Annotated in this window: 13 protein-coding genes; 11 read left to right on the plus strand and 2 right to left on the minus strand. The window is 37.9% G+C overall.

Going from position 1 to position 23,653, the window contains the following annotated elements; translation table 11 throughout:
• Positions 1–24 precede the first annotated feature (24 nt).
• A complete protein-coding gene (locus DN064_RS02925) occupies positions 25–2,946 on the minus strand; it encodes a SusC/RagA family TonB-linked outer membrane protein (protein WP_115461105.1) in 2,922 nt (973 codons plus the stop codon).
• A gap of 296 nt (positions 2,947–3,242) precedes the next feature.
• Between DN064_RS02925 and DN064_RS02930 the strand changes: the two genes are divergently transcribed.
• From DN064_RS02930 to DN064_RS02980, 11 genes are all read left to right on the plus strand, one after another.
• Complete coding sequence (locus tag DN064_RS02930) at positions 3,243–4,283, plus strand: LacI family DNA-binding transcriptional regulator (protein ID WP_115461106.1); 1,041 nt, start codon at positions 3,243–3,245, stop codon at positions 4,281–4,283.
• A 131-nt stretch (positions 4,284–4,414) separates the two neighbouring features.
• Positions 4,415–5,761 (plus strand): MFS transporter, encoded by a 1,347-nt coding sequence (locus tag DN064_RS02935; protein WP_115461107.1) that lies wholly within the window; start codon positions 4,415–4,417, stop codon positions 5,759–5,761.
• A gap of 2 nt (positions 5,762–5,763) precedes the next feature.
• Entirely contained in the window at positions 5,764–6,420 is a 657-nt protein-coding gene (pgmB, locus tag DN064_RS02940; RefSeq protein ID WP_115461108.1) for a beta-phosphoglucomutase, read from the plus strand.
• Between the two features lie 39 nt (positions 6,421–6,459).
• A complete protein-coding gene (locus DN064_RS02945; RefSeq protein ID WP_115461109.1) occupies positions 6,460–8,766 on the plus strand; it encodes a glycoside hydrolase family 65 protein in 2,307 nt (768 codons plus the stop codon).
• A gap of 40 nt (positions 8,767–8,806) precedes the next feature.
• On the plus strand, positions 8,807–10,750 hold the full coding sequence (locus DN064_RS02950; RefSeq protein WP_115461110.1) for a glycoside hydrolase family 13 protein: 1,944 nt from the start codon (positions 8,807–8,809) through the stop codon (positions 10,748–10,750).
• A gap of 5 nt (positions 10,751–10,755) precedes the next feature.
• Complete coding sequence (locus DN064_RS02955; protein ID WP_115461111.1) at positions 10,756–11,742, plus strand: alpha/beta hydrolase; 987 nt, start codon at positions 10,756–10,758, stop codon at positions 11,740–11,742.
• Positions 11,742–14,120 (plus strand): glycoside hydrolase family 31 protein, encoded by a 2,379-nt coding sequence (locus DN064_RS02960; protein WP_115461112.1) that lies wholly within the window; start codon positions 11,742–11,744, stop codon positions 14,118–14,120. The genes DN064_RS02955 and DN064_RS02960 overlap by 1 nt, the downstream gene beginning before the upstream one ends.
• A 5-nt stretch (positions 14,121–14,125) precedes the next feature.
• Complete coding sequence (locus tag DN064_RS02965) at positions 14,126–16,015, plus strand: alpha-amylase family glycosyl hydrolase (protein WP_115461113.1); 1,890 nt, start codon at positions 14,126–14,128, stop codon at positions 16,013–16,015.
• 2 nt (positions 16,016–16,017) lie between these two features.
• Positions 16,018–17,700 carry an alpha-amylase family glycosyl hydrolase gene (locus DN064_RS02970; protein ID WP_115461114.1) on the plus strand — a complete coding sequence of 561 codons (1,683 nt, stop codon included), beginning with the start codon at positions 16,018–16,020 and terminating at the stop codon, positions 17,698–17,700.
• Entirely contained in the window at positions 17,700–19,823 is a 2,124-nt protein-coding gene (locus DN064_RS02975) for a glycoside hydrolase family 97 protein (RefSeq protein WP_115461115.1), read from the plus strand. Before DN064_RS02970 ends, DN064_RS02975 begins: the two co-directional genes overlap by 1 nt.
• A 103-nt stretch (positions 19,824–19,926) precedes the next feature.
• Positions 19,927–22,329, plus strand: a complete 2,403-nt coding sequence (locus DN064_RS02980) for a GAF domain-containing protein (protein ID WP_317047353.1) — start codon at positions 19,927–19,929, stop codon at positions 22,327–22,329.
• On the opposite strand, the gene DN064_RS02985 is transcribed toward DN064_RS02980, so the two are convergent.
• On the minus strand, positions 22,316–23,599 hold the full coding sequence (locus DN064_RS02985; protein WP_115461116.1) for a Pycsar system effector family protein: 1,284 nt from the start codon (positions 23,597–23,599) through the stop codon (positions 22,316–22,318). The two genes, DN064_RS02980 and DN064_RS02985, sit on opposite strands and share 14 nt — an antisense overlap.
• Between the last annotated feature and the right edge of the window lie 54 nt (positions 23,600–23,653).

Raw genomic sequence — 23,653 nt, forward strand, 5'->3', positions numbered from 1 at the left:
ATATTTATATTAGTCGTCATTTTTTTAGAAAGTTAAGTTAAGACCTAAAACAATATCTCTTGTTCTTGGGTAGAAATTATTTTGAATTCCATCTCCAAGTTCAGGATCTAAACCGTCAAAATCTGTAATAATAAATACATTCGTTGCCGTTAAGGATACTCTTAATTTGGTATTTTCAAATGGTAAGTTGTATCCTAAAGCAATATTGTCTAGTCTTACAAAATCCGCTCTTTGGATGTAGTAATCTGAGAACAAATTTTGGTTTTCAAAGCCAGTATTCAATACATCAGCGTGCGCATTTGCTTGATAACCTGGCTGGTTCAATACGGCATTTAAGTTACCTGTATCTGAAGCATTGTTGTTGTATACATAGTTTCCAAAGGCTCCTCTAAAGGTAAAGTTCAAGTCAAAAGCTTTGTAGCGTAAACTGTTGGTAAAACCGAAGAACGCGTCTGGTGTTGCTTTTTTGTAAGCTTGTCTATCAGCCTCTGTGATTTGGTTATCACCATTTACATCCACATAGGCTCCTTCAATTGGACGTCCCTGATCATCGTACACTTGTCTGAATACAAAGAATGTTGTTGGGTCAAATCCAGGCTTTAAGATTTGAATCTGGTTACCGACACCTCCAGAAATTCCACCTTTTGGAATAAAGAAGTTTGGATCATTACTTAAACTTAATTTGGTAACCTCAAATCGTTGGAAGGTCAAGTTAAAGTTAGCATCCCAGTTAAAATCTTCTGTATTAAAGATGACACCACCAAGTGTAAATTCAATACCTCTACTGATCAATTCACCAACATTAGTCGTTAGTAAGTCAGTTAGGTTAGCCCCAGCTGGAACTGGTACAGTGGCTAAGAGGTCTTTGGTTTCCTTGTAATAAGCATCAACGGTTGCAGTCAAACGGTTGCTGAAGAATCCTAAATCCAAAGCTACGTTATACTGGCTTGTTTGCTCCCACGTTAAATTTTCATCAAAGCCTTCTGGTCGTAAAGTTTGAATGAACACAGGATTTCCTGCAGGATCGGTTCCAAACTGAACGTTGGCAGCTGCATTTCGAGAAGGAGTGTAGACACCTAAGAAACCATAGTTGTCACCAATCTCTTGTTGACCAGTTACACCCCAACCACCTCTAATCTTGAAATTAGAGAAAGCTGAATCTTCCATCCAGGATTCGTTAGATACTTTCCAACCAACTGAAACTCCAGGGAAATAACCCCAACGGTTACCATCCGCAAATCTCGAAGAACCATCCGCTCTCATATTAGCAGAAATCAGATAGCGATTAGAGATGTCAAAACTTGCTCTTGCAAAATACGATTCCAATGCATTACGGTTGATATCTGTGTTGGACTGTGGTGCGTTACCACCTCTATCGAAGAAACTTTTAATATAGAATTCCTGGAATGCATGACCTGCTGTAATATCAACAACGGTGTTGATTGATTCTACATTACTCTTGTAATTAAAGTAAAAGTCAAGGTTGGTGTTTCTGTTTAAACCATTAGATACTTCTGGAGTAGCAATGGCATCTGGGTTATTTGGATTTCCTCTGTCAAAACGTGAACCATTATTTTCTGCATAATCAAGACCTGCATTAACAACAAATCGTAACTCTTTTAAGAACCAGAATTTATAATCGATATTGAAGTTTCCAATTACACGCTGAATCGTTTGATCACTATTCCAGTTCTCTTTTTGTAATTGCCAAACTGGGTTGGCTGGTGCTAAATTAGCTCCAGGGATATTAGGGTTAGAACTGTATTGGTAAAAACTACCATCTTCATTAAATACGGGTTGTGTAGGATCAAATCTTACAGCTTGTCCAATAGCCCCTTCGTTTTTATAATCGTATTTGTCTTGGATAACTTTAGCAACTAAAGTCATTTTTAAATCATTGTCCAGAGCTCTTTGAACAAAGGATGTATTTAAAGCCACACGCTCGTATAAATCTTTTAATGGACCTTCTTGAGACGCATAGTTAAAATTAACCCTGAAATTAAAGTTATCATAACCTTTAGAGGCTGTTAAATTGTGAATTGCTCCAATTCCAGTCTGGAATATTTGATCTTGCCAGTCAGTACTAGTATTTCCTAAACCTGATGGATCAAAACGAGGGTCATCAGCAAGTGTTCGGTATTGATCAGCTGATAGATTGTTAACCGTATTTGCAACCCTTCTAGTAGACACTTGAAGTCCGTATTCCAATTTAAATGGTTGTCCAGTCGATCCTTTTTTAGTGGTGATTAAAACTACACCGTTTGAGGCTCTAGAACCATAAATGGCTGTAGCAGAGGCATCTTTTAAAACCACAAAATCTTCAATGTCTTCGGGGTTGATAGCATTTAATGCACTTCTCGATCCTTGTGCCCCACCTCTTTGATCAATTGGCAGACCATCAATTACAATTAAGGGATCATTAGTTGCAGTTAACGAAGAACCACCACGAATTCTAATAGAACCACCGTCACCAGCGGCACCACTAGGCGCAGTTACATTAACACCAGCTGCCTTACCGGCAATTAATTGTTGAGGTGCTACTATCGCCCCTTTATTAAATTCTTCAGTACTTACTTTTTCAACGGCTCCTGTAGCATCCTGTTTGGTAGTGGCACCATAACCAATAAGAACTATTTCTTCTAATTGGGCAGCATCTTCAACCATAGTAATGTCGATTCTGGACTGTCCGTTAAAGACAACTTCCTGAGTAACAAACCCTAAATAAGAAAAAACAATGGTGTCTCCATTGTTTACATTTTCAAGGGTATAGTTACCATCAAAATCTGTTGATGTACCAGTTGTTGTTCCTTTTACCAACACATTTACGCCTGGTAAAGGCATCGCATTTGCTTCGTCCGTTATTGTACCTGAAACAGTGGACTGCCCAAAAATGAGAGCAGGCACCATAAAGATGCTTAACAGCAAAGCACTAAAAATTGTTTTCATACAATATCTTTAAGTTAATTGCTTTAGTTAATTGTGTTTATATTTTCACTTCTCGGGGTTAAATTTATGTAAATATAGGATGACGGTTATGTTAAAAAACCTGACATTTGTCACGAAAACGTTTTCGTGTTAAAAACTTTTAAATATTTAACGACAATGTTCTAAATTTAGTTAAAAAATGAGGATGTCATAATACTAAAGGTGTTAAAATAAGAATGTTTAAGAATATCGCAATTGAATTAAACATTGTCAAGCTCATTTTTTTAGGCTATTATTAAGGATTATTTAATAACGAAATGAAGAGAAAAGTAACCCTCAAACAAATTGCTAAAGAATTAGATGTTTCCATCTCAACGGTATCTAAGGCCTTACGAAATAGCGTGGAAATTAGCGACGATACCAAGCAGAAAGTTCAGGCCTTTGCCAAACTGTATAACTACCGTCCTAATAACATAGCATTAAGTCTTAAGAACCGAAAAACAAACACAATAGGAATCATTATTCCTGAAATTGTGCATCACTTTTTCTCTAAGGTTATCAGAGGTGTAGAATTAGTAGCCAATCAACGAGGCTACAATGTTATCGTTGGTCTATCCAATGAGTCGTTCTCTAAAGAGGTAATTAACATGCAAATGTTGGCCAACGGAAGTATTGATGGGTTTATTCTTTCCATCTCAAAAGAAACATTGCAACTTCAGGACTATCATCACTTTGATGAAACCATTAGTCAAGGGATGCCAATAGTCATGTTTGATCGTGTGGTGAATGAAATTGAATGTGATAAGGTGGTTATCGACGATTTTCAGGGAGCGAAATCAGCAGTAGATCATTTAATTGCAAAAGGTGCTCGAAACATTGCCCTTATTACAACACGCGATTATGTTAGTGTTGGTAAGCTGCGAACTCAGGGTTATATGGAGTCTTTGATGAATCATCAGATTGATCCAAAATCTGAACTCATTTTAAAACTAGATGATTCCAAAAACTATGAGGAGGATCTTGATGCCTTGGAACAAGAAATAAGACCGCTGTTTGAATCCAATGATAAAATAGATGCTCTGTTTGCTGTTAATGAATTGTATGCGCTTTCGGCTATGAAAGTTGCTAAAAGTTTTGGCTATCAAATCCCAGAAGATATTCAAGTGGTTGGTTTCACTGATGGCGTATTGTCCAAGCATGCCTCTCCAAGCATGTCTACTGTAAGTCAGCATGGACAGGAAATGGGTGAAAAGGCAGCTCATTTATTAATAGATCGTCTTGAGAATGAAGAAGATGAGGAGCACTATCAAACCGTGATAATTCCGGCTGATTTAGTGGAGCGCGAATCGACAAAATAGAGATTTAACATTGCGCATTTAAAATAATGCCTATCTTTGAAGACTGAATTCAAAACTTATATTTTCATTTCTCTCGTATAAGTTTTGATAAGTATAGCTTATCAGAATAGTATCAATTTAAAATACTATTAATGGAAAAGCGACGTCTCTCCTTTTGGGAAATTTGGAATTTAAGTTTTGGATTTCTTGGAGTTCAAATGGGTTTTGCCCTTCAGAATGCTAACGCCAGCCGAATACTCCAAATTTTTGGTGCCGATGTGCATGAACTTTCATGGTTTTGGATCGTAGCACCCCTGACAGGTCTAATTGTACAACCTATAATTGGCCATTACAGTGACAGGACATGGACCAGACTAGGTCGGCGAAGACCATATTTTTTAGTTGGGGCTGTATTAGCATCCATAGGTCTTATCCTAATGCCAAATTCAGATATGTTTACTGCTTATTTACCCGCGCTTTGGGTTGGAGCAGGTCTATTAATGATTATGGATGCTTCTTTCAATATTGCCATGGAACCATTTAGAGCTTTGGTGGCGGATGTTCTACCATCCGATCAAAGAACCTTGGGATTCAGTGTTCAAACCGTATTGATCGGTATAGGCGCTGTCTTTGGATCCTGGTTACCTTATATGTTGGCTAATTGGTTTAATGTTTCAAACGAAGCGGCTGTTGGAGAGGTGCCATTAAATTTACTGCTTTCCTTCTTCATAGGAGCAGCCGTATTAATTATAAGTATTCTTGTAACGGTTACAACCACTAAGGAGTATTCACCAGAAGAAATGGCCTTAATTCATGCCACTGAAGGCGAGGAACCTGAAGAGGAGTCCGCTAGCTTGATGAATATTTTTTCCGATTTTGCCAAAATGCCAGATACCATGCGTCAATTGGCATGGGTGCAATTCTTCTCATGGTTTGGACTCTTTGGTATGTGGGTATTTGCAGCGCCAGCCATCGCATCTCATATTTATGGTCTGGATATTACGGATACTCATAGTAAGGGATTTCAAGATGCCGGTGATTGGGTTGGAATTTTATTTGGTGTTTACAATGCAGTTTCTGCTGTATATGCCTTCTTTTTACCAGCCATTGCTAAAAAATTAGGCCGAAAACGAACTCATGCAGTATCTCTAATTATTGGAGGATTGGGATTGATATCGCTTTACTTCATGCCTGACAAGAATTGGTTAATATTATCAATGGTAGGTGTTGGTGTTGCCTGGGCAAGTATACTAGCTATGCCTTATGCTATTTTGGCTGGATCTATACCGGTTAGGAAGATGGGAGTATATATGGGTATTTTCAATTTCTTTATCGTACTACCTCAAATCCTTAATGCATTGATTGGTGGGCCAATGGTAAAGTACTTATACAACGACCGTCCAATTTTTGCATTAGTGACAAGCGGAGTTTCATTGATAATTGCCGCAATTCTCGTACGTAGAGTAAAAGATGTTGATGACACTGTTATAGAATCGTAACAATGAATAAAAAAGGATTTATTTTCGATCTGGATGGCGTAATTGTTGATACTGCTAAGTATCATTTCTTAGCCTGGAAAAAACTTGCTCAAGGATTAGGGATTGACTTTACAGAAGAAGAGAATGAACAACTAAAAGGCGTTAGCCGAGTGCGTTCTCTCGAAAAAATTCTTTCCTGGGGTAATAAAACCATTTCAGACGACCAGTTTAATCGATTAATGGCTGAAAAAAATGAAGACTATCTCCGTTATATTGATAAGATGGACGAGTCTGAGCTATTACCGATGGTAAAAGAAACGCTTCAGTTTTTAAAGGATTCACAACAAGGGATATCTCTTGGTTCTGCGAGTAAAAATGCACGTCATATACTCGACAAGGTTAATGTGAATTCATTCTTTAGTGCTATTGTTGATGGTAACGATGTTTCCAGGGCAAAACCTGACCCTGAAGTATTTTTAATAGCAGCAAAATTACTAGATATCGAGCCTAATCAATGTATTGTATTCGAAGATTCCGTCGCTGGGGTTCAAGCGGCAAATACTGCGGGTATGACTTCAATCGGTATTGGAAGTGAAGATGTGCTTCATGAAGCACACTATATATTTAAAGACTTTACCCAAATCTCTCAATCATTTATTACAGATTTAATAAATAATTAAAGTAAAAGTTGCCCGGGCAACACCTAACGAAATCAAACAATGAATTTAGATTATATAATACCAGATCCCTGGTCAATCATAGAAGAAGGTTATGATCCAACTCATGTAAAAGCATCTGAGAGTCTTTTTAGTATTGGAAATGGAGCCATGGGTCAACGAGCTAATTTTGAGGAGCAATATTCTGGCCCCACCTTTCAAGGGAGTTATATAGCTGGGGTGTATTATCCAGATAAGACCAGAGTTGGATGGTGGAAGAATGGCTACCCAGAGTATTTTGCCAAAGTGCTAAATGCTCCAAATTGGATTGGCATAAATGTGTTTGTAAATGATGAAGCTTTAGATCTGAACGCTTGTGAGTTGGTTGAAGGGTTTAGGAGAGAGCTTAATATGAAAGAAGGTTGGTTACAAAGATCCTTTATAGCCACTATGAAGAGTGGGTTAAAGATTTCTGTAAAAAGCACCCGTTTTCTAAGTTTAAAGCGCGATGAACTTGGGGTTGTCAAGTTTGAAGTTACTCCCTTAAATGGAGATGCTTCCATTGTGTATCAACCTTATTTGGATAGTGGTATTACTAATGAAGATACTAACTGGGATGACCAATTCTGGGATACTATGAGTGTTTCTCAAGAAGGTGATCAGGCCTTTATTCAGGCAAAAACTATGAAAACCGATTTTTATACTTGCACCTACATGCAGTCTCAGGTTTACATTAATGACGATAAACAAAAACTACAAGCGCAAACAAACAAGCATGCAACAAATATCTCGTTTGTATATAAATTAAGTGTGTCTGAAGGTCAAACCGCTAGTATCGAAAAGTTTGGTGGTTATACGGTTGATAGGAATCATAATAAATATGAATTGGTTGCGGCAGCGCAATCAGTATTGAAAGAAGCGATTTCAGATGGCTATGAAGCACTTCTTAAAGAGCAAATAGAGGCTTGGTCACAGATTTGGGATATGGCTGATATTTCTATCGCTGGGGATGTTAAGGCGCAACAAGGAATTCGATTTAATATCTTTCATTTAAATCAAACCTATTTAGGTACGGATGCTAGACTTAATATTGGGCCTAAAGGCTTTACCGGTGAAAAGTATGGGGGTAGTACCTACTGGGATACAGAGGCGTATTGTATACCATTCTACATGGCGACTAAAGACCAAAGTGTTGCGAGAAGCTTACTGGAATACCGCTATAATCACTTACAGAAAGCCATAGAGAACGCTGAGAAACTTGGTTTTAAAAATGGAGCCGCATTATACCCAATGGTCACCATGAATGGTGAAGAGTGCCATAACGAATGGGAAATCACATTTGAGGAAATCCATAGAAACGGCGCCATCGCATTTGCTATTTTTAATTACCACCGTTACACTGGTGATTATTCATACATTCCGGAAAAAGGACTTGAAGTGCTTATTGGAATTGCGCGATTCTGGCACCAGAGAGCCACCTTCTCAACAGATAAAAACCAATATGTAATTCTTGGAGTTACAGGTCCAAACGAGTATGAGAACAATGTTAATAATAACTGGTATACCAATTATATTGCCAAATGGTGTATTTCCTATGCCGTTGAGAACATTAATAAAGTGCAAGAAGCATATAGCACAGATTATACACGTGTTATGCATAAGGCTAAACTTTCAAAGGCTGAAATAAAAGAATGGTTGGAAGTAGCAGAAAACATGTACTTCCCTTATTCAGAAAAACACCATGTTTATCTTCAGCAAGATGGCTTCTTGGATAAAGAATTAGTAACAGTTAAAGATCTGGATAAGTCTCAAAGACCAATAAATCAAAAATGGTCTTGGGATCGAATTTTAAGATCCCCATATATAAAACAAGCAGACACCCTTCAAGGCTTCTATTTTTTCGAGGATCAGTTTTCGACCGAAGATTTGGCCAGACATTTTGATTTCTATGAGCCATTTACGGTTCATGAAAGTTCCTTGTCGCCATGTGTACACAGTATTCAGGCCGCTAAGCTTGATAGAATGGATCAAGCTTACACCTTTTATTTAAGAACATCGCGCTTGGATTTGGATGATTACAATCATGAAGTTCATGAAGGCCTGCATATAACCTCAATGGCAGGGACATGGATGAGTATTGTTGAAGGCTTTGGTGGAATGCGTGTTAAGAACGATACGTTATCATTTGAACCAAAAATACCAGAACAGTGGGAGGGTTATTCATTTAAAGTTAACTTTAGACATCAGATCCTTAAGGTGAATGCTAGTAAGGGCCATACCCATTTTGAGTTAGAAGGAGATCATGATCTGGAGATTCTGGTAAATGGTAAACCAGTGACTATTACGCCCAATAAATTGGTGACGGTATAGCCCGGTAGATTGCAGGATTAAGACAATAAAATTATAAATCATGAGATATAAAATTTATGCCATCCTTGTGGTAATGGCTTTACTATGGTCTTCCTGTAATTCAAATGAATCTAAATCTGCAGCAAATCCAGCGCCAGAACCCGTTGAGGAAGTCAATGATATTAATAGGATAGAACCGCCTAATTGGTGGGTTGGTTTTGAAAATTCTGAATTACAAATTTTAGTGCATCATCCAGGAATAGGTGAAGCTGAAGCAAACTTGTCGTTTCCAGGAGTTAGTCTAAACAAATCAACCAAGGGGGATAATAGTAACAATTATCTGTTCTTGGATTTATCCATTTCAGAATCGACACCCACTGGTCGGTTTAATATTGACTTTAAAATGCCTGATGGTTCTGTATTGACACAGACGTATGAGTTAAAATCTAGAGAGAAATCAGCAGAAGATTATGTTGGCTTTAATAGTTCTGATGCCATATTCCTTGTAACACCAGATCGTTTTGCAAATGCTGATCCTAATAATGATTCAGTTGAGGGACTTCAGCAACAAGGTATTGATAGAAAAGATGGATATGCCAGACATGGGGGCGACATACAAGGTATTACCGATCATTTGGATTATATAGATAATCTTGGTTTTACAGCTGTTTGGCCTTGTCCTCTTCTAACTAATGATATGCCGCAGGGATCTTATCATGGTTATGCGATTACTGATTATTATCAAGTCGATCCCAGATTTGGAACTTTTGATGATTATTTGACACTTTCAAAAGCATTAAATAGTAAGGGTATGAAGCTGATTATGGATCAGGTTGCCAATCATTGTGGTTTGGGACACTGGTGGATGGAAGATTTACCATTTAAAGATTGGATTAATTATCAAGAAAACTATGAATCTAATAGGGCTAATTGGACTTGGAAAACAACAATGTATACCAATCATATCAGAACAACCAATCAGGACATCTACGGTGCACAAGTGGATTCAGATCTAAATTCAGATGGATGGTTTGTAGAAGGGATGCCAGATCTAAATCAGCGCAATCCTTATATGGCAAATTATATTATTCAAAATAGTATTTGGTGGATAGAATCCTTAGGTCTTGGAGGTATTAGGCAAGATACCTATCCTTACCCTGACAAAGACTTTATGAGTGATTGGGCTGGAGCTATTATGACTGAGTATCCAAACTTCAATATTGTTGGTGAGGAATGGTCAACCAATCCATTGTTAATTGCCTATTGGCAAGATGGCCATGAAAATAAGGATGGCTATGTTTCTAATTTAAGATCAAGTATGGATTTTGCCATGCAAGAACGGGTAGTGTCAGGTTTAAAAAATGAAGAGTCTTGGGGTACTGGTTTGAGAGAATTGTATGAATCATTAGCTAATGATTTTAGTTATACACGGCCTGAGGATATTTTGGTATTCCCAGATAATCACGATATGAGTCGGATCTTTACTCAATTGGATGGGGACATTACCAATACAAAAATGGCTTTAAGTTATTATTCTGTATTGCCAAGAACCTTCCAGATGTACTATGGTACAGAGATTCTTATGGATGATTTTGCGCAGCCTGGTGATCACGGCCTTATACGAACAGATTTCCCTGGGGGATGGGATGGAGATGAGGTCAATGCATTTACGGGAGAAGGCTTGGCACCAGAGAAAAAGGATATGCAAGAGTTTGTATCGGCCTTAATTAACTATCGAAAAAATAGTAAAGCAATCCATGAGGGGAAAACCCTTCATTTTGCACCTGTAGATGGTGTTTATGTATTAACTAGAATTAAGGGAGACGAAGTGGTGATTCATATCCTCAATAAGAATGAAGATCCTTATATTTTGGAACTAGATCGATTTGCTGAGATTGGAGCGGACGGTAAATCTTTTAAAGATGTATTATCAGGTATGGAAATAACTTGGTCTGGAAGTATTGAATTACCTGCTAAAGGAAGCTATTTGTTTACAACTAAATAAAGGATATGAAACAACTAATTCTATTTATCTGTATTGTATGGGCTTTTACCTCTTGTAAAAATGACGCGAAAGTATCAAATGAAAATAATAGTGAACCCCAAGTTGAATCCCAGGAGGTCAATTATGATATTGAGACTTTAGATAATGCTCAGTTGGCATCTGGAACTTTACAAAGATTAATGATCCCTTCGGATTTTATTGAAGATAGACCTGTAGATGTATGGTTACCGGCAGACTATTCGGATGAGAACTCTTATGCGGTTCTCTACATGCATGATGGGCAAATGTTATTCGATTCTACCACTACCTGGAATAAGCAGGAGTGGAAGGTTGATGAATGGGCATCGCAACTTATGGATGAAGGTGAGACCAAAGACTTTATAGTCGTTGGAATTCACAATATTTCTGAAATTCGTTGGTTTGATCTTTTTCCTCAAAAAGCTTGGGATTATTTAGACCCAAAAGTAGCTGATAGTATTGTTGCAAAGACTAAAGCAGACAGTACTTATCGCGATTTAAAAGGGGATAATTATCTAATATTCTTAACGAAAGAATTAAAGCCAATCATTGATGAAGAATACTCCGTAAGAACGGATAAAGAAAATACTTTTGTAGCTGGATCAAGTATGGGAGGGCTCATGTCTATGTACGCTATTTCAGAATATCCAGAAGTATTTCAAGGTGCTGCATGTATTTCTACCCATTGGGTAGGAGCTATGCCTCAGGAGAATAACCCATTCCCCGATGCTATTTTTCAGTATATGGCAGAAAACTTTCCTAAGGCAGGTAATAATCTAGCCTATTTTGATTATGGCAACGAAACGCTGGACCAGTATTACCCGCAATATGCACCAAGGGTAGACGCTATTTTAACAGAAAAAGGCTATACAGAAAAGGATTCTCAAAACCTCTTTTTTGAAGGGACAAATCATTCAGAGAATGCCTGGAACCAGCGATTAGATAAACCATTCATTTTTTTATTAGGTAAGTAATGAGAACATTAATTTCCATTTTCAGTATTGCTTTTGTTTGTTGTTTATCAATTGCACAAGAGCGAACCTACATGTCACATAACGAAGAAGACGGCAAACTTAGTGTCGTTACCTCTGATGGAACCTACATTTTCACTCCCTATTCAGATCAAATTATTGAGACCATGTTTGTCCCTTCAGGCGAAACGATAGATTCCACGTCACACGCTGTAGTCATGTCGTACGATGGGGATTTAGCTAAATATAGTTATAAGGGAGATGATATTTCATTTAATACTAATGGTATAGGGGTTACGATCACTACAAATCCATTTAAGATTTCTTACACCTATAAAGGCGAGTCACTTGTTGCTGAGGGTAAGGGGTATGAGAATCGTGATTCTTTAAAGACAATTGAGCTAAAAATATCGAAAGATGAGGTACTCTACGGGGCTGGGGCTCGTGCTTTAGGTATGAATCGCCGTGGGAAACGACTTCCGTTGTATAACAGAGCCCATTATGGTTACGAAACCTATAGTGAGCAAATGAATTTTGCCATGCCAATTGTTATGTCGTCTAAACGCTATTTAGTTCATTTTGACAATGCTCCAATTGGATTTTTAGATTTAGACAGCAAAAAGGATAATACCGTCACCTATGAAACTATTTCAGGTAGAATGGTTTATCAGGTCGTAGCGGGTGATGATTGGTACCAACTCCTTGATTCCTATACAGATCTTACAGGTAAGCAACCAATGTTGCCTAAGTGGGCGCTAGGTAATTTTTCAAGTCGTTTTGGCTATCATACCCAATTAGAAACTGAAGCTACTGTAGATCAATTTATATCCGAAGGTATTCCTTTAGATGCTATTATACTGGATTTGTATTGGTTTGGGAAAGAAGTAAAAGGGACTATGGGAAATTTGGAGGTATTTAGAGATTCATTCCCTGATTTTAAAGGAATGGTAAGCACATTTGCTCGTCAGGGAGTTAATACTGTGACTATAACGGAACCTTATATACTAACTACTTCCAACAGATGGGATGAGGCTGTTGAAAAGAATATCCTTGCTAAGGATAGTACAGGTAACGATGCCACCTACGACTTTTATTTTGGAAACACTGGAATCATAGATATTTTTAGTCCTCAGGGTGAGGAATGGTTTTGGGAACGTTACAAGTCATTTGCTGAATTAGGTATTACTGGAGTATGGGGTGATCTCGGTGAGCCTGAGGTACTACCTTCCTGGGTTAACTTCGCAGGCGGTAAGGCTGATGAAATCCATAATATTTATGGTCATAACTGGGCTCGATTAGTTTTTGAAGGCTACAAGAGAGACTTTCCTGAAGTTCGCCCATTTATACTTATGAGAGCCGGATATTCTGGATCTCAGCGTTATGGAATGATTCCCTGGTCTGGTGATGTTAGCAGATCTTGGGGGGGATTCCAATCTCAACCTGAGATTGCGCTTCAGATGGGAATGCAAGGTATGGCCTATATGCATTCAGACCTTGGGGGATTTGCTGGAGCCAATTTAGATGATGAATTATATGTGAGGTGGTTGCAATATGGTGTATTTAATCCTATTTATAGACCACATGCACAAGAGGACGTTCCTAGCGAACCTGTTTTTAGAAGTGCTTCGGCTAAAGCTTTAGCAAAACAAGCTATTGAACTTAGATATAAGTTGCTACCATACAATTATAGTTTGATGCGAGAAAACAATGAAAAAGGAACTCCCCTAATGCGCCCTATTTTCTTCGAAGAACAAGATAACAGGGCACTTTATGATTATTCTGAAAGTTATCTATGGGGGAAGGATATCCTTGTGGCACCCGTAATGGAAGCTGGTAAGCAAACTCAAGATGTGTATTTTCCTGAGGGAAGTTTGTGGATGGATTTTTATGGCGACGAAATTGTAGAAGGTGGTCAATCAAAGACTGTAGCAACAAATGAAGCTAACATTCCTACCTATGTTAGAGCGGGGGCATTTATTCCAATGGCAAAGAACCTAACTAACACCTTGGCGTACAATGGAAAGACCATGATACTGCATTATTACCATCATGAATCTATTGAGGAAAGCGATAGAGATTTTTACTTTGATGATGGCACACCATTAGCTTATGAGAATGGCAAGTATGAGATACTGGAGTTTGAAGCTGAGAATGAAGGTCGATGGTTAGAAATTGATTTAGAGGCAAAATGGGGAGATAACTATAGTCCGGGAACCAAAAGAATACAATTTATGATTCATAACATAAAAGGTTTTCCAGAAAAAATTGAATTTAATAAGGAAGAAGTTAAAGCACGCTGGATTAAAAAGGAGAATACACTAAAAGTGGACGTGAAGTGGAACACAGCTGAGTTATCATCTTTACGAGTGCGAGTAAAATAGGCGATATGCAACAATTAAAATTTTTAAGCCTTTTGGTGTCCTTCATCTTAATCGTTGGATGTAAGGATAATGGTAAAGTAGAACCAAATAATCCTCCAGAAAAAGAAATAAAGACTAAAATGGAAAAGAAAGAGGTGGTTTACCAAGTGTTTACAAGGTTATTTGGAAATACAAACACAACAAATAAACCTTGGGGAACTATTGAAGAAAATGGCGTTGGAAAATTCAATGATTTTACCTCCAAGGCATTACGAGAAATTAAAGAACTTGGTGTGACGCATATTTGGTATACAGGGGTACCGCACCATGATGTAATTACGGATTATACGGCCTTTGGTATTTCAAATGACGACCCTGATATCGTTAAAGGTCGGGCAGGTTCCCCATACGCAGTAAAGGATTATTACAATGTTAATCCGGATTTGGCCGTTGACGTCAATAACAGACTTGGTGAGTTCGAAGCCTTAATTAAACGAACTCATGATGCAGGTCTTAAAGTTCTAATTGATATTGTCCCGAATCATGTTGCAAGGAATTACCAAAGTTTAACTAATCCTGAAGGTGCCTCAGATTTCGGTGCTGAAGATGATACTTCGATTCAGTATGCGGTTGATAATAATTTTTACTATAACCCGGGTGAGGCCTTCCAAGTTCCGGTTTGGAAGAATGAATACCAACCCCTCGGTGGAGAAAAACATCCTTTGGCTGATGGCAAGTTCGAAGAAGTGCCAGCTAAATGGACAGGAAATGGATCAAGAGCGTCCCAACCTGATATGAACGACTGGTATGAAACTGTAAAAGTTAATTATGGAATTGATCCTGACGGCAATAAGGATTATGATGAATTACCTGTCGGGTTTGAAAATGAAAATCATGAGGTACATTTCAAGTTCTGGCAGGATAAAAAAGTTCCAAGTTCTTGGGTCAAGTTTAAAGACATAGCACTTTATTGGACAGCAAAAGGAGTCGATGGCTTCCGTTTTGACATGGCTGAAATGGTTCCTGTTGAATTTTGGAGCTATATGAATTCTCATATTAAAAATGCTAACCCTGAGGCGTTTTTGTTAGCTGAAGTTTACCAGCCACACTTATATCGAGATTACATTAGGAAAGGAAAAATGGATTATCTCTATGACAAGGTTCAATTGTACGATACATTGAAACATGTAATACAAGGTCATGGGAGTACTAATAATATTCCACCAATTCTAGATGAGTTGGCTGATATAGAGCATCACATGCTACATTTCCTCGAAAACCATGATGAGCAGCGTATAGCAAGTCCAGATTTTGCTGGTAGTGCCTTGAAAGGAAAACCAGCAATGGTAGTTTCGGCCATGAATACCACGGCCCCTACTATGATTTATTTTGGTCAGGAATTTGGGGAGCCAGGAGCAGAAGATTTGGGCTATGGCGATCCAACACGTACCTCGATTTTTGATTATGGGTCGGTACCAAGCATGGTGCGATGGGTAAATGAAAAGGCTTTTGATGGTGGTCAGTCCACTGCCGAGGAATTGGAATTACGAGATTTCTATAAACGTGTTTTAAATTTCACTATAAATAGTAGTGCTCTAATGGGTGGCTATAAGGATTTGCAACACTTTAATCAGGAACATACAGAATGGTACAATGATAAAGTATTGTCTTTTGCCCGTTGGAGTGAAGATGAGAAACTTGTGGTTATCGCTAATTTCAATGACGAAAACACCTATGGATTTGAACTTCAGTTACCTGAGGATCTCGTTAAAGAATGGAACTTATCTTCCGGGGAGCATCAAGTGACCGATCAATTGTATAACAATTATAAATCCACTCTTGTGGTAACAGATACTGAAGCCAAGGTGCGAATAGATATTAAACCTTTAGAATCACTTGTTCTAAAAATCAATTAACCATGCAAAGACTAATTCTATTACTAAGTATTTCATTGATAATGTTGAATTGTAAAGATCAAAAAAATAAAGACGCAGATTTTGGTGCGGTGGTGGAGCCCTCAGTAGGAGAAACTCCATTTGTTTGGGATGCTGCCAATCTGTACTTCCTACTTACAGATAGATTTAATAATGGGGATCCTTCAAATGATGTGAATTTTGATCGTTCTAAGGAAACCGCAGTTTTAAGAGGATTTGAAGGTGGTGACATTAAAGGAATCACACAAAAGGTTAAAGAAGGCTACTTTACGGATCTTGGTATTAATGCCATCTGGATGACCCCTATAGTGGAACAGATTCATGGTGGAACCGATGAGGGTACCGGAGTTACTTATGGGTTTCATGGGTACTGGACCAAAGATTGGACTAAAATTGATCCCAATTTCGGAACTAAAGAAGATCTTCATGAACTAGTTAAAGAGGCACATGCAAGAGGGATAAGAATTGTCCTTGATGCCGTTATAAATCACACAGGACCAGTTACCTATAAGGATCCTGTTTGGCCAGAACAATGGGTGCGTACAGATAAACAATGTTCTTACGACAATTATGACAATACGGTTAGTTGTACATTGGTAGCCAATCTACCTGATATTAGAACCGAATCCAATGATGACGTAGAATTACCACCACAATTAGTTGAAAAATGGAAGGCCGAAGGGCGTTACGAAGAAGAAGTGGCAGAATTAGATGCTTATTTTGATCGCACTGGATATCCAAGAGCTCCACGATTTTATATTATCAAGTGGTTAACCGATTATATAACGGAGTTTGGTATCGATGGCTACCGCGCCGATACGGTTAAGCATACAGAAGCCTATGTCTGGCAGGAGTTTAAAGTAGAATGTGATTATGTTTTTGCTCAATTTAAAAAGAACAATCCAGACAAAGTAATGGATGATAATGAATTCTACCTGGTTGGTGAAGTATATAATTACGGTGTTAGTGGTGGTCAATGGTTTGACTTTGGAGATAAAAAGGTCAACTATTTCGATAATGCTTTTGAGAGTTTAATCAATTTTGAGTTTAAGTGGAATGCCAAAGAACAGGACTACGAAGCACTGTTTAAAAAGTATACCAGCAGTCTACAAGGTGATCTTAAAGGATATGGCGTTTTAAATTATTTAAGTTCTCATGATGATGGCAGTCCGTTTGATGCTGAACGTACAAAGACTTATGAGACAGCAACTAAATTACTATTGTCACCAGGAACCTCACAAGTCTATTATGGAGACGAATCTGCTCGTCCGCTTATTGTCGAAGGAGCAGAAGGGGATGCCAACTTAAGGTCCTTTATGAATTGGGACAATATTAGTAGAAGTCCAGAAACCAAAAAAGTACTCGAACACTGGCAAAAGTTAGGAAAATTCAGGAGAGATCACCCAGCTGTTGGGGCGGGTATTCATCAAATGATCACTGGACAGCCCTACTATTTCTACAGAAGCTATCAGCAAGGTGATTTTAAAGACTTAGTGGTTATTGGAATCGGGGTCCATAAAGGAGCCAAGTCTATCGATGTCTCCAAATTATTTAATGACGGTTCGACTTTACGAGATGCCTATTCAAATCAAATAGCTGAGGTTAAAAGTGGACGTGTTACTATAGACTCACCTTTTGATATAGTCTTACTAGAAACAGTAAATTAATGAGAATCAAAATTCTGTCCTTATTAGTTGCAGTTGCGTTAATAGCTTGCGCTGGGACAAACAGTGAACAAGATACTATTAAAGTGAATTCTCCAAGTGGCAACATCGCTGTTGAGTTCAATATTAATACCAAGGGTAGGCCATATTATACAGTGAGATTTAATAATTCAGTCGCTATTGACACTAGTTACCTTGGATTTGAATTTGAAGGGTCTGAACCCATTAAGTCTGGAATTAAGGTGTTATCTGCCAAGATTACAGCTCATGATGAATCATGGGAAATGCCATGGGGTGAGCAAAGAGTTGTTGCTAATAGGTACAATGAACTCCGTATACTGCTTAAAGAGGAAAAGGATGAAGAAAGAGCATTATTCGTGGTGTTTAAGGCTTATGACGATGGAATTGGATTTAGGTACGAATTCCCAGAACAAGATAATTGGACCGAAGCTCGAATTGCCGAGGAACTCACGGAGTTTAACCTAACAGAAGACTATAAAACTTTTTGGATTCCAGGAGACTGGGACATCTATGAACATTTGTATAGTACTACAAAGTTTTCTGAAATAGATGCTCAAAGTTATATTGAGCGTACCAATCTTGCTCAAAGTTATATTCCGGGGAATGCTGTAAATACTCCTGTTACTATGGTTGGGGAGTCAGGAATTCATTTAAGCTTCCACGAAGCTGCGTTAATCGATTATGCAGGGATGACGCTTCAAGTTGACACAGATAATCTGAGATTAACAAGTAATCTTGTCGGTTCGGAGAATACAAGCTACAAAGTATTTAAGAAATTACCATTTGAAACGCCTTGGCGTACCATTCAAATTACGGATAAGGCATCTGATTTAATAGCATCTAATCTTATTGTAAATCTTAATGAGCCTAATAAGATAGGAGATGTCTCTTGGTTTACACCAATGAAATATACCGGTGTTTGGTGGGAGATGCATTTAGGAAAGTCTTCCTGGGACTACGGTATGGAAATGATTAATGGTAAATGGGTTGATACTGGAAAAGCGCATGGAAAACACGGAGCAACTACTGAGAACGTAAAGTCATTTATAGACTTTTCTGCTGCCAATAATATTGGCGGAGTACTTGTAGAAGGTTGGAATACTGGCTGGGAGCGCTGGATAGGATTTGAGGACCGTGAGGGGGTATTTGATTTTATCACCCCGTATCCCGATTATGATCTGGAAGAAGTAACTAGTTATGCTGCCCAAAAGGGTGTGGAAATTATAATGCACCATGAAACCTCTGCAGCTACTCAAACTTATGAACAACAACAGGACACAGCCTATGCCCTTATGAATCATTATGGAATGCATGCTGTGAAATCTGGATATGTTGGTAAAATTCTTCCAAAAGGGGAGTACCATCATGGTCAGTATATGGTTAACCAATACAACAATGCAGCTATCAAGGCTGCCACCTATGAGGTGGCTGTAAATGCCCACGAACCAATTAAAGCAACTGGTTTGAGACGTACCTATCCTAATATCATTTCCAGAGAAGGATTAAGAGGTCAGGAATTTAATGCTTGGTCTGGTGATGGGGGTAACCCACCTGAACATTTACCCATTGTTGCATTTACCAGAATGCTGGCAGGTCCCATTGATTTTACACCGGGAGTTTTTAATATTAAATTCAACGAATATCGTGAGGACAACCAAGTCAATACTACATTAGCGCAGCAATTGGCACTCTATGTCGTTATCTATAGTCCGGTACAAATGGCAGCCGATCTAGTAGAACATTATGAAGCTAACCCAAGAGCCTTACAGTTTATAAAAGATGTTGGAGTAGATTGGGAGCAGACAATGGTTTTAGATGGTGCGGTTGGAGATTATGTTGCAATAGCTCGAGAAGAAAGGGAAACAGGTAACTGGTTTGTTGGTGGGATAACGGATGAGAATGGCAGAACAATGACATTGGATTTTAGTTTTTTAGATAAAGAGGAGTCCTACAAGGCCACGATATATAAGGATGGACCTTTAGCACATTGGGATGATAATCCATTAGATCTTAAAATCGAAACCGTTGAAATATCCAGTGATTCTGCCCTAGATATTGTTTTGGCTTCTGGCGGTGGTTTTGCGATTAGCATGCAAAAAATATAACAAATCTTTCGGATAATATTCCTGAAATTTAAGTCCAGGATTGAGTAACATTTATAGTGTAATGTCGTCTTGTTTTTATCGACTAAACGCATAATTTATACCTTTGACCAATCTTTTCATGGATATTTTGGATATCAACGATAACATAGAATCACCTTTAAACCTAAAGGTTAGCTTTAATGGATTGTTGGAGCGTTATGAGCGTTTGGCAAAGAGTAACAACCCTGTAGAGGTTGAAAATGCCAAGCGCGTAATTGCCATTGCTGAAGCCAATCCTATTTTGCGAGATGGATTCTCAGAACTTTCCATTTTGGATGAGTATGAGACAGAAATCAAAGAAATCCTTAGGGACACGTTTGATCCATTATTGACAGCGAACGAAATTAAAACAGCATCTGTTCCGTTTCACAATGTTATATTTAATGCATCGGAACGGTTTAAAAGTATCATTGAAGCAGCCGGCGACAATTTTGAATTAGAGATCCAAAATATGCCTATGGATCGCATGTACATTATTGCATGTACCGTTATATTAACGCGATGCTATCGCTATAATTTTAACTTTAAGCGTCCCTTCTTTTACGAAATTCCTGATGCAGCGGGCATAAAGCGTTTTTATAAAATCCTTTACAATGCTGATTTTATTGATATTATTCCAAAGGCTTCAGCTCCAAGGCTGACCGAAAAAGATATTGAGGTATTACTCGATAATTTTGATGACCTGGATCTTTGGAAAGCGAAGTTTCCACCCAACTCCTATGATTTTAAAGGCTTTGTTATTTCCAACATATTTGATGTGACTGACGATCAGTCCATATCTAATATTAAATCCAGCCTTATAGATATAAATAAGCGTAACGATGAGGTCATGGCCGACCTGCATGAAGCCTTTAGCTCTCTTATGGGAGTTAAGAATATTAAGGTTGGTTTTTCAATGTTTAACGAAGAAACCAAATCTTTTGAACGTATTAAAGGAGAGGGTGTTCAAAGCTTTGTTTTAAATGGCAAAGAAATGGTGGGCTGCGATGCTGCATTCTGCGAAAGATCCTATAAGGCTATTCATTCAGGTAGCGATTTTTTCTCTGTGTCAGATGTGGATCTTTATTATGAAATGTCTAAAGGTAGGGCTCCGCAATACCAAATATTAAAAGAACAAGGCTTTAAGAGCGCAATTATTGCTCCAATAGCTAATCAAAATGAACTATTGGGAATATTGGAATTGGTTTCTTACCAACCTAGAGCACTCAATAGTTTAAATGCAAATAAACTGATTGATATTATGCCATTCATCTTAATGGCAGTAGAACGAATCAAACGTGAAGAAGAGAATTTGGTAGAGGCAATTATACAGCAAGAGTGCACCTCTATTCATTCGAGTGTACATTGGCGTTTCGCTGAAGAAGCTAAAAATTTTATTCATACCGTTGCCGAAACAGGTGAAAAGCCCATATTTCGCAAAATTAGTTTTGATAATGTTTATCCTCTATTTGGACAAATTGACGTTAAAGGTTCATCACAGGCTAGGAATACAGCAACCCAAAGAGATTTAAATCTGCAGTTATCCTTAGCTCAAGATATCGTTGAGAAGGCTTTAGAGATTAAATACCTACCAATTTATGAGCAGACTAAATTTCAAATAAAGGAGTATGTGGTCATGCTTGAAAAGAGCTTTAAAGTTGATAGTGAGCATGAAATTTCAAACTTTCTGAGAGAAGAGGTAAATCCAGTTTTAAGGTTGATTAATAAAAATGTTGAGACTTTGAAAGATCGAATAGATGATTACTTCAATCGTATTGATGAAGATCTTGAGGTTATTTATTTCTATCGAAGAGATTATGATGAAACCATCAGAATGATTAATAATAACATGGCAGCTATGCTTGATGACAAGCAGGAAGAAGCTCAGGCCGTGTATCCTCACTACTATGAGCGATTTAAGACTGATGGGGTAGAGCATAATATGTATATAGGTGAATCCATCACCAAGGAAGACAGCTTTAGCCCAATATTGTTGTATAATCTAAGGTTATGGCAGCTACAGGTAATGGTTGAAATGGAGAATGAATATTATCAAAATCAAGACCAATATCCTGTTGCTTTAGATGTGGCCTCAATGGTATTAGTATTTAACCAGCCACTATCAATACGATTTAGGCAAGATGAGAAGCGCTTTGATGTCGACGGAACTTACAATGCTAGATATGAAGTGGTTAAAAAACGAGTTGATAAGGCTTACATCAAGGGTACTACTAAACGTGCTACGGTTAAGGGTAAACTAACGATTATCTATTCTCAAAAAGAGGACGAACTTGAGTACGTGCGCTACATCAAATTCATGCAGTCCAAAAATATGCTGGATAATGATCTTGAATTTCTTGAATTGGAAGATTTACAAGGTGTGACAGGCTTAAAAGCCTTGAGAGTTAGTATTCTTTATCACAAGGATTCTGAAGATAAAAACTTCTATACCTATCAGGATCTAATGGATACTATTAGGCACGATTAATAAAGGTATGCCCCTGGGACCACTCAATTTTTTGCAAATTTAACAATGCTTGGTCGGCTGAACTATGATGACCCTGTTGCTTGAATGAAAAGGCAAAGGCAACAATGGAAATAATCATACCTACCATAAAAACAGTATAGGTATTCCTAAGAATTCTGTACTTTCTATCTAGAACCTTACCAAGGAAATAGAGATCCTTAGTCAAGGAATTATAGACGTACTCCTTGTCATTAAGCATCTCATTAATAGCCCATTGGTACTCATCCAATTTCATTTTATGAAAGTTGCCAAAGAATGTAAGATTAACACGCTTTTGTTCCACATCTTCCTTGGTAAACTGACCTCTGGTGACATTTGGTCTTGTAGCGATAATAGACATAACCATGGATATCACACTAAATGTTATGAAGATGACCGTTGGCCAAATCAGGTAGGCATTTGACGGGTTGTCAAGTTTAGAAATTAAATTAGAAAGTACTAAGGAAATAATTATCGCATTTACGGAGAGCAAAATATTTGCCTTAGTATCTGCAATGTCGCTAAGTTTTATATGGTTTCTTAATGCGACTCTGTAGAAGGTTTGTATACTCCTGTCAGGATTAGCACTCTTATACTGATCTTTATATTGCGCTTTGTATTTAGACTTTAATTTTTCTAATTCTTTCTTTTTCTGTCGTTTGGCGTTTTTATCAATTAATGATGCTAATATTTCATCTTTTTTCGGTTGCCAATGCTTTTTAGCATAGGGTGAATAGAATTGATGTACATCTCTTAAAACGCGTATGTTTTCTTCTCTCCATTGAGCAGGGCTATATTTTTTAAGGTCGTGTAGTTCCAGCTCAATTCTTAGATATTCACTTGCTTCTTCAAAATAAGGTTTGGCAAAATGAGAGGCATCGGCATCCCGTATAATTTCTTCAAGATTATTGGTAGGTTCTGCATCAAAGACAGTTGCCATAATACAATCTGAAACCTTTTTTATAATGCTGTCATCCACGGCATGTGCCTTGAGAAATGGAACGGCAATCTTGACGCTGTTTACTTCATGGTTATCACAGCCCTTAGTATATCCAATATCGTGCAACCAAGCAGTTAATTTAAGAACCAATGTGTCCTCTTCAGATAATTCACTATTTTCAATAATCTCAACCGTACTTTTGTAGACGCGTTCAGTGTGAGTATAATTGTGATATAAAAAGGTCTGATGCAGTTCGTTTTTTAGCAGGTTTGAAACAAATGCTTGAGTTTCTTTTAGAAGCGCTTCGGCCATATGCAATGTGGATTTTAAAGATGTTGAAAATTACAAAAATATAAAGACTTAACA

This window comes from Winogradskyella aurantiaca (assembly GCF_003362725.1).
In the GTDB taxonomy this organism is placed as follows: domain Bacteria; phylum Bacteroidota; class Bacteroidia; order Flavobacteriales; family Flavobacteriaceae; genus Winogradskyella_A; species Winogradskyella_A aurantiaca.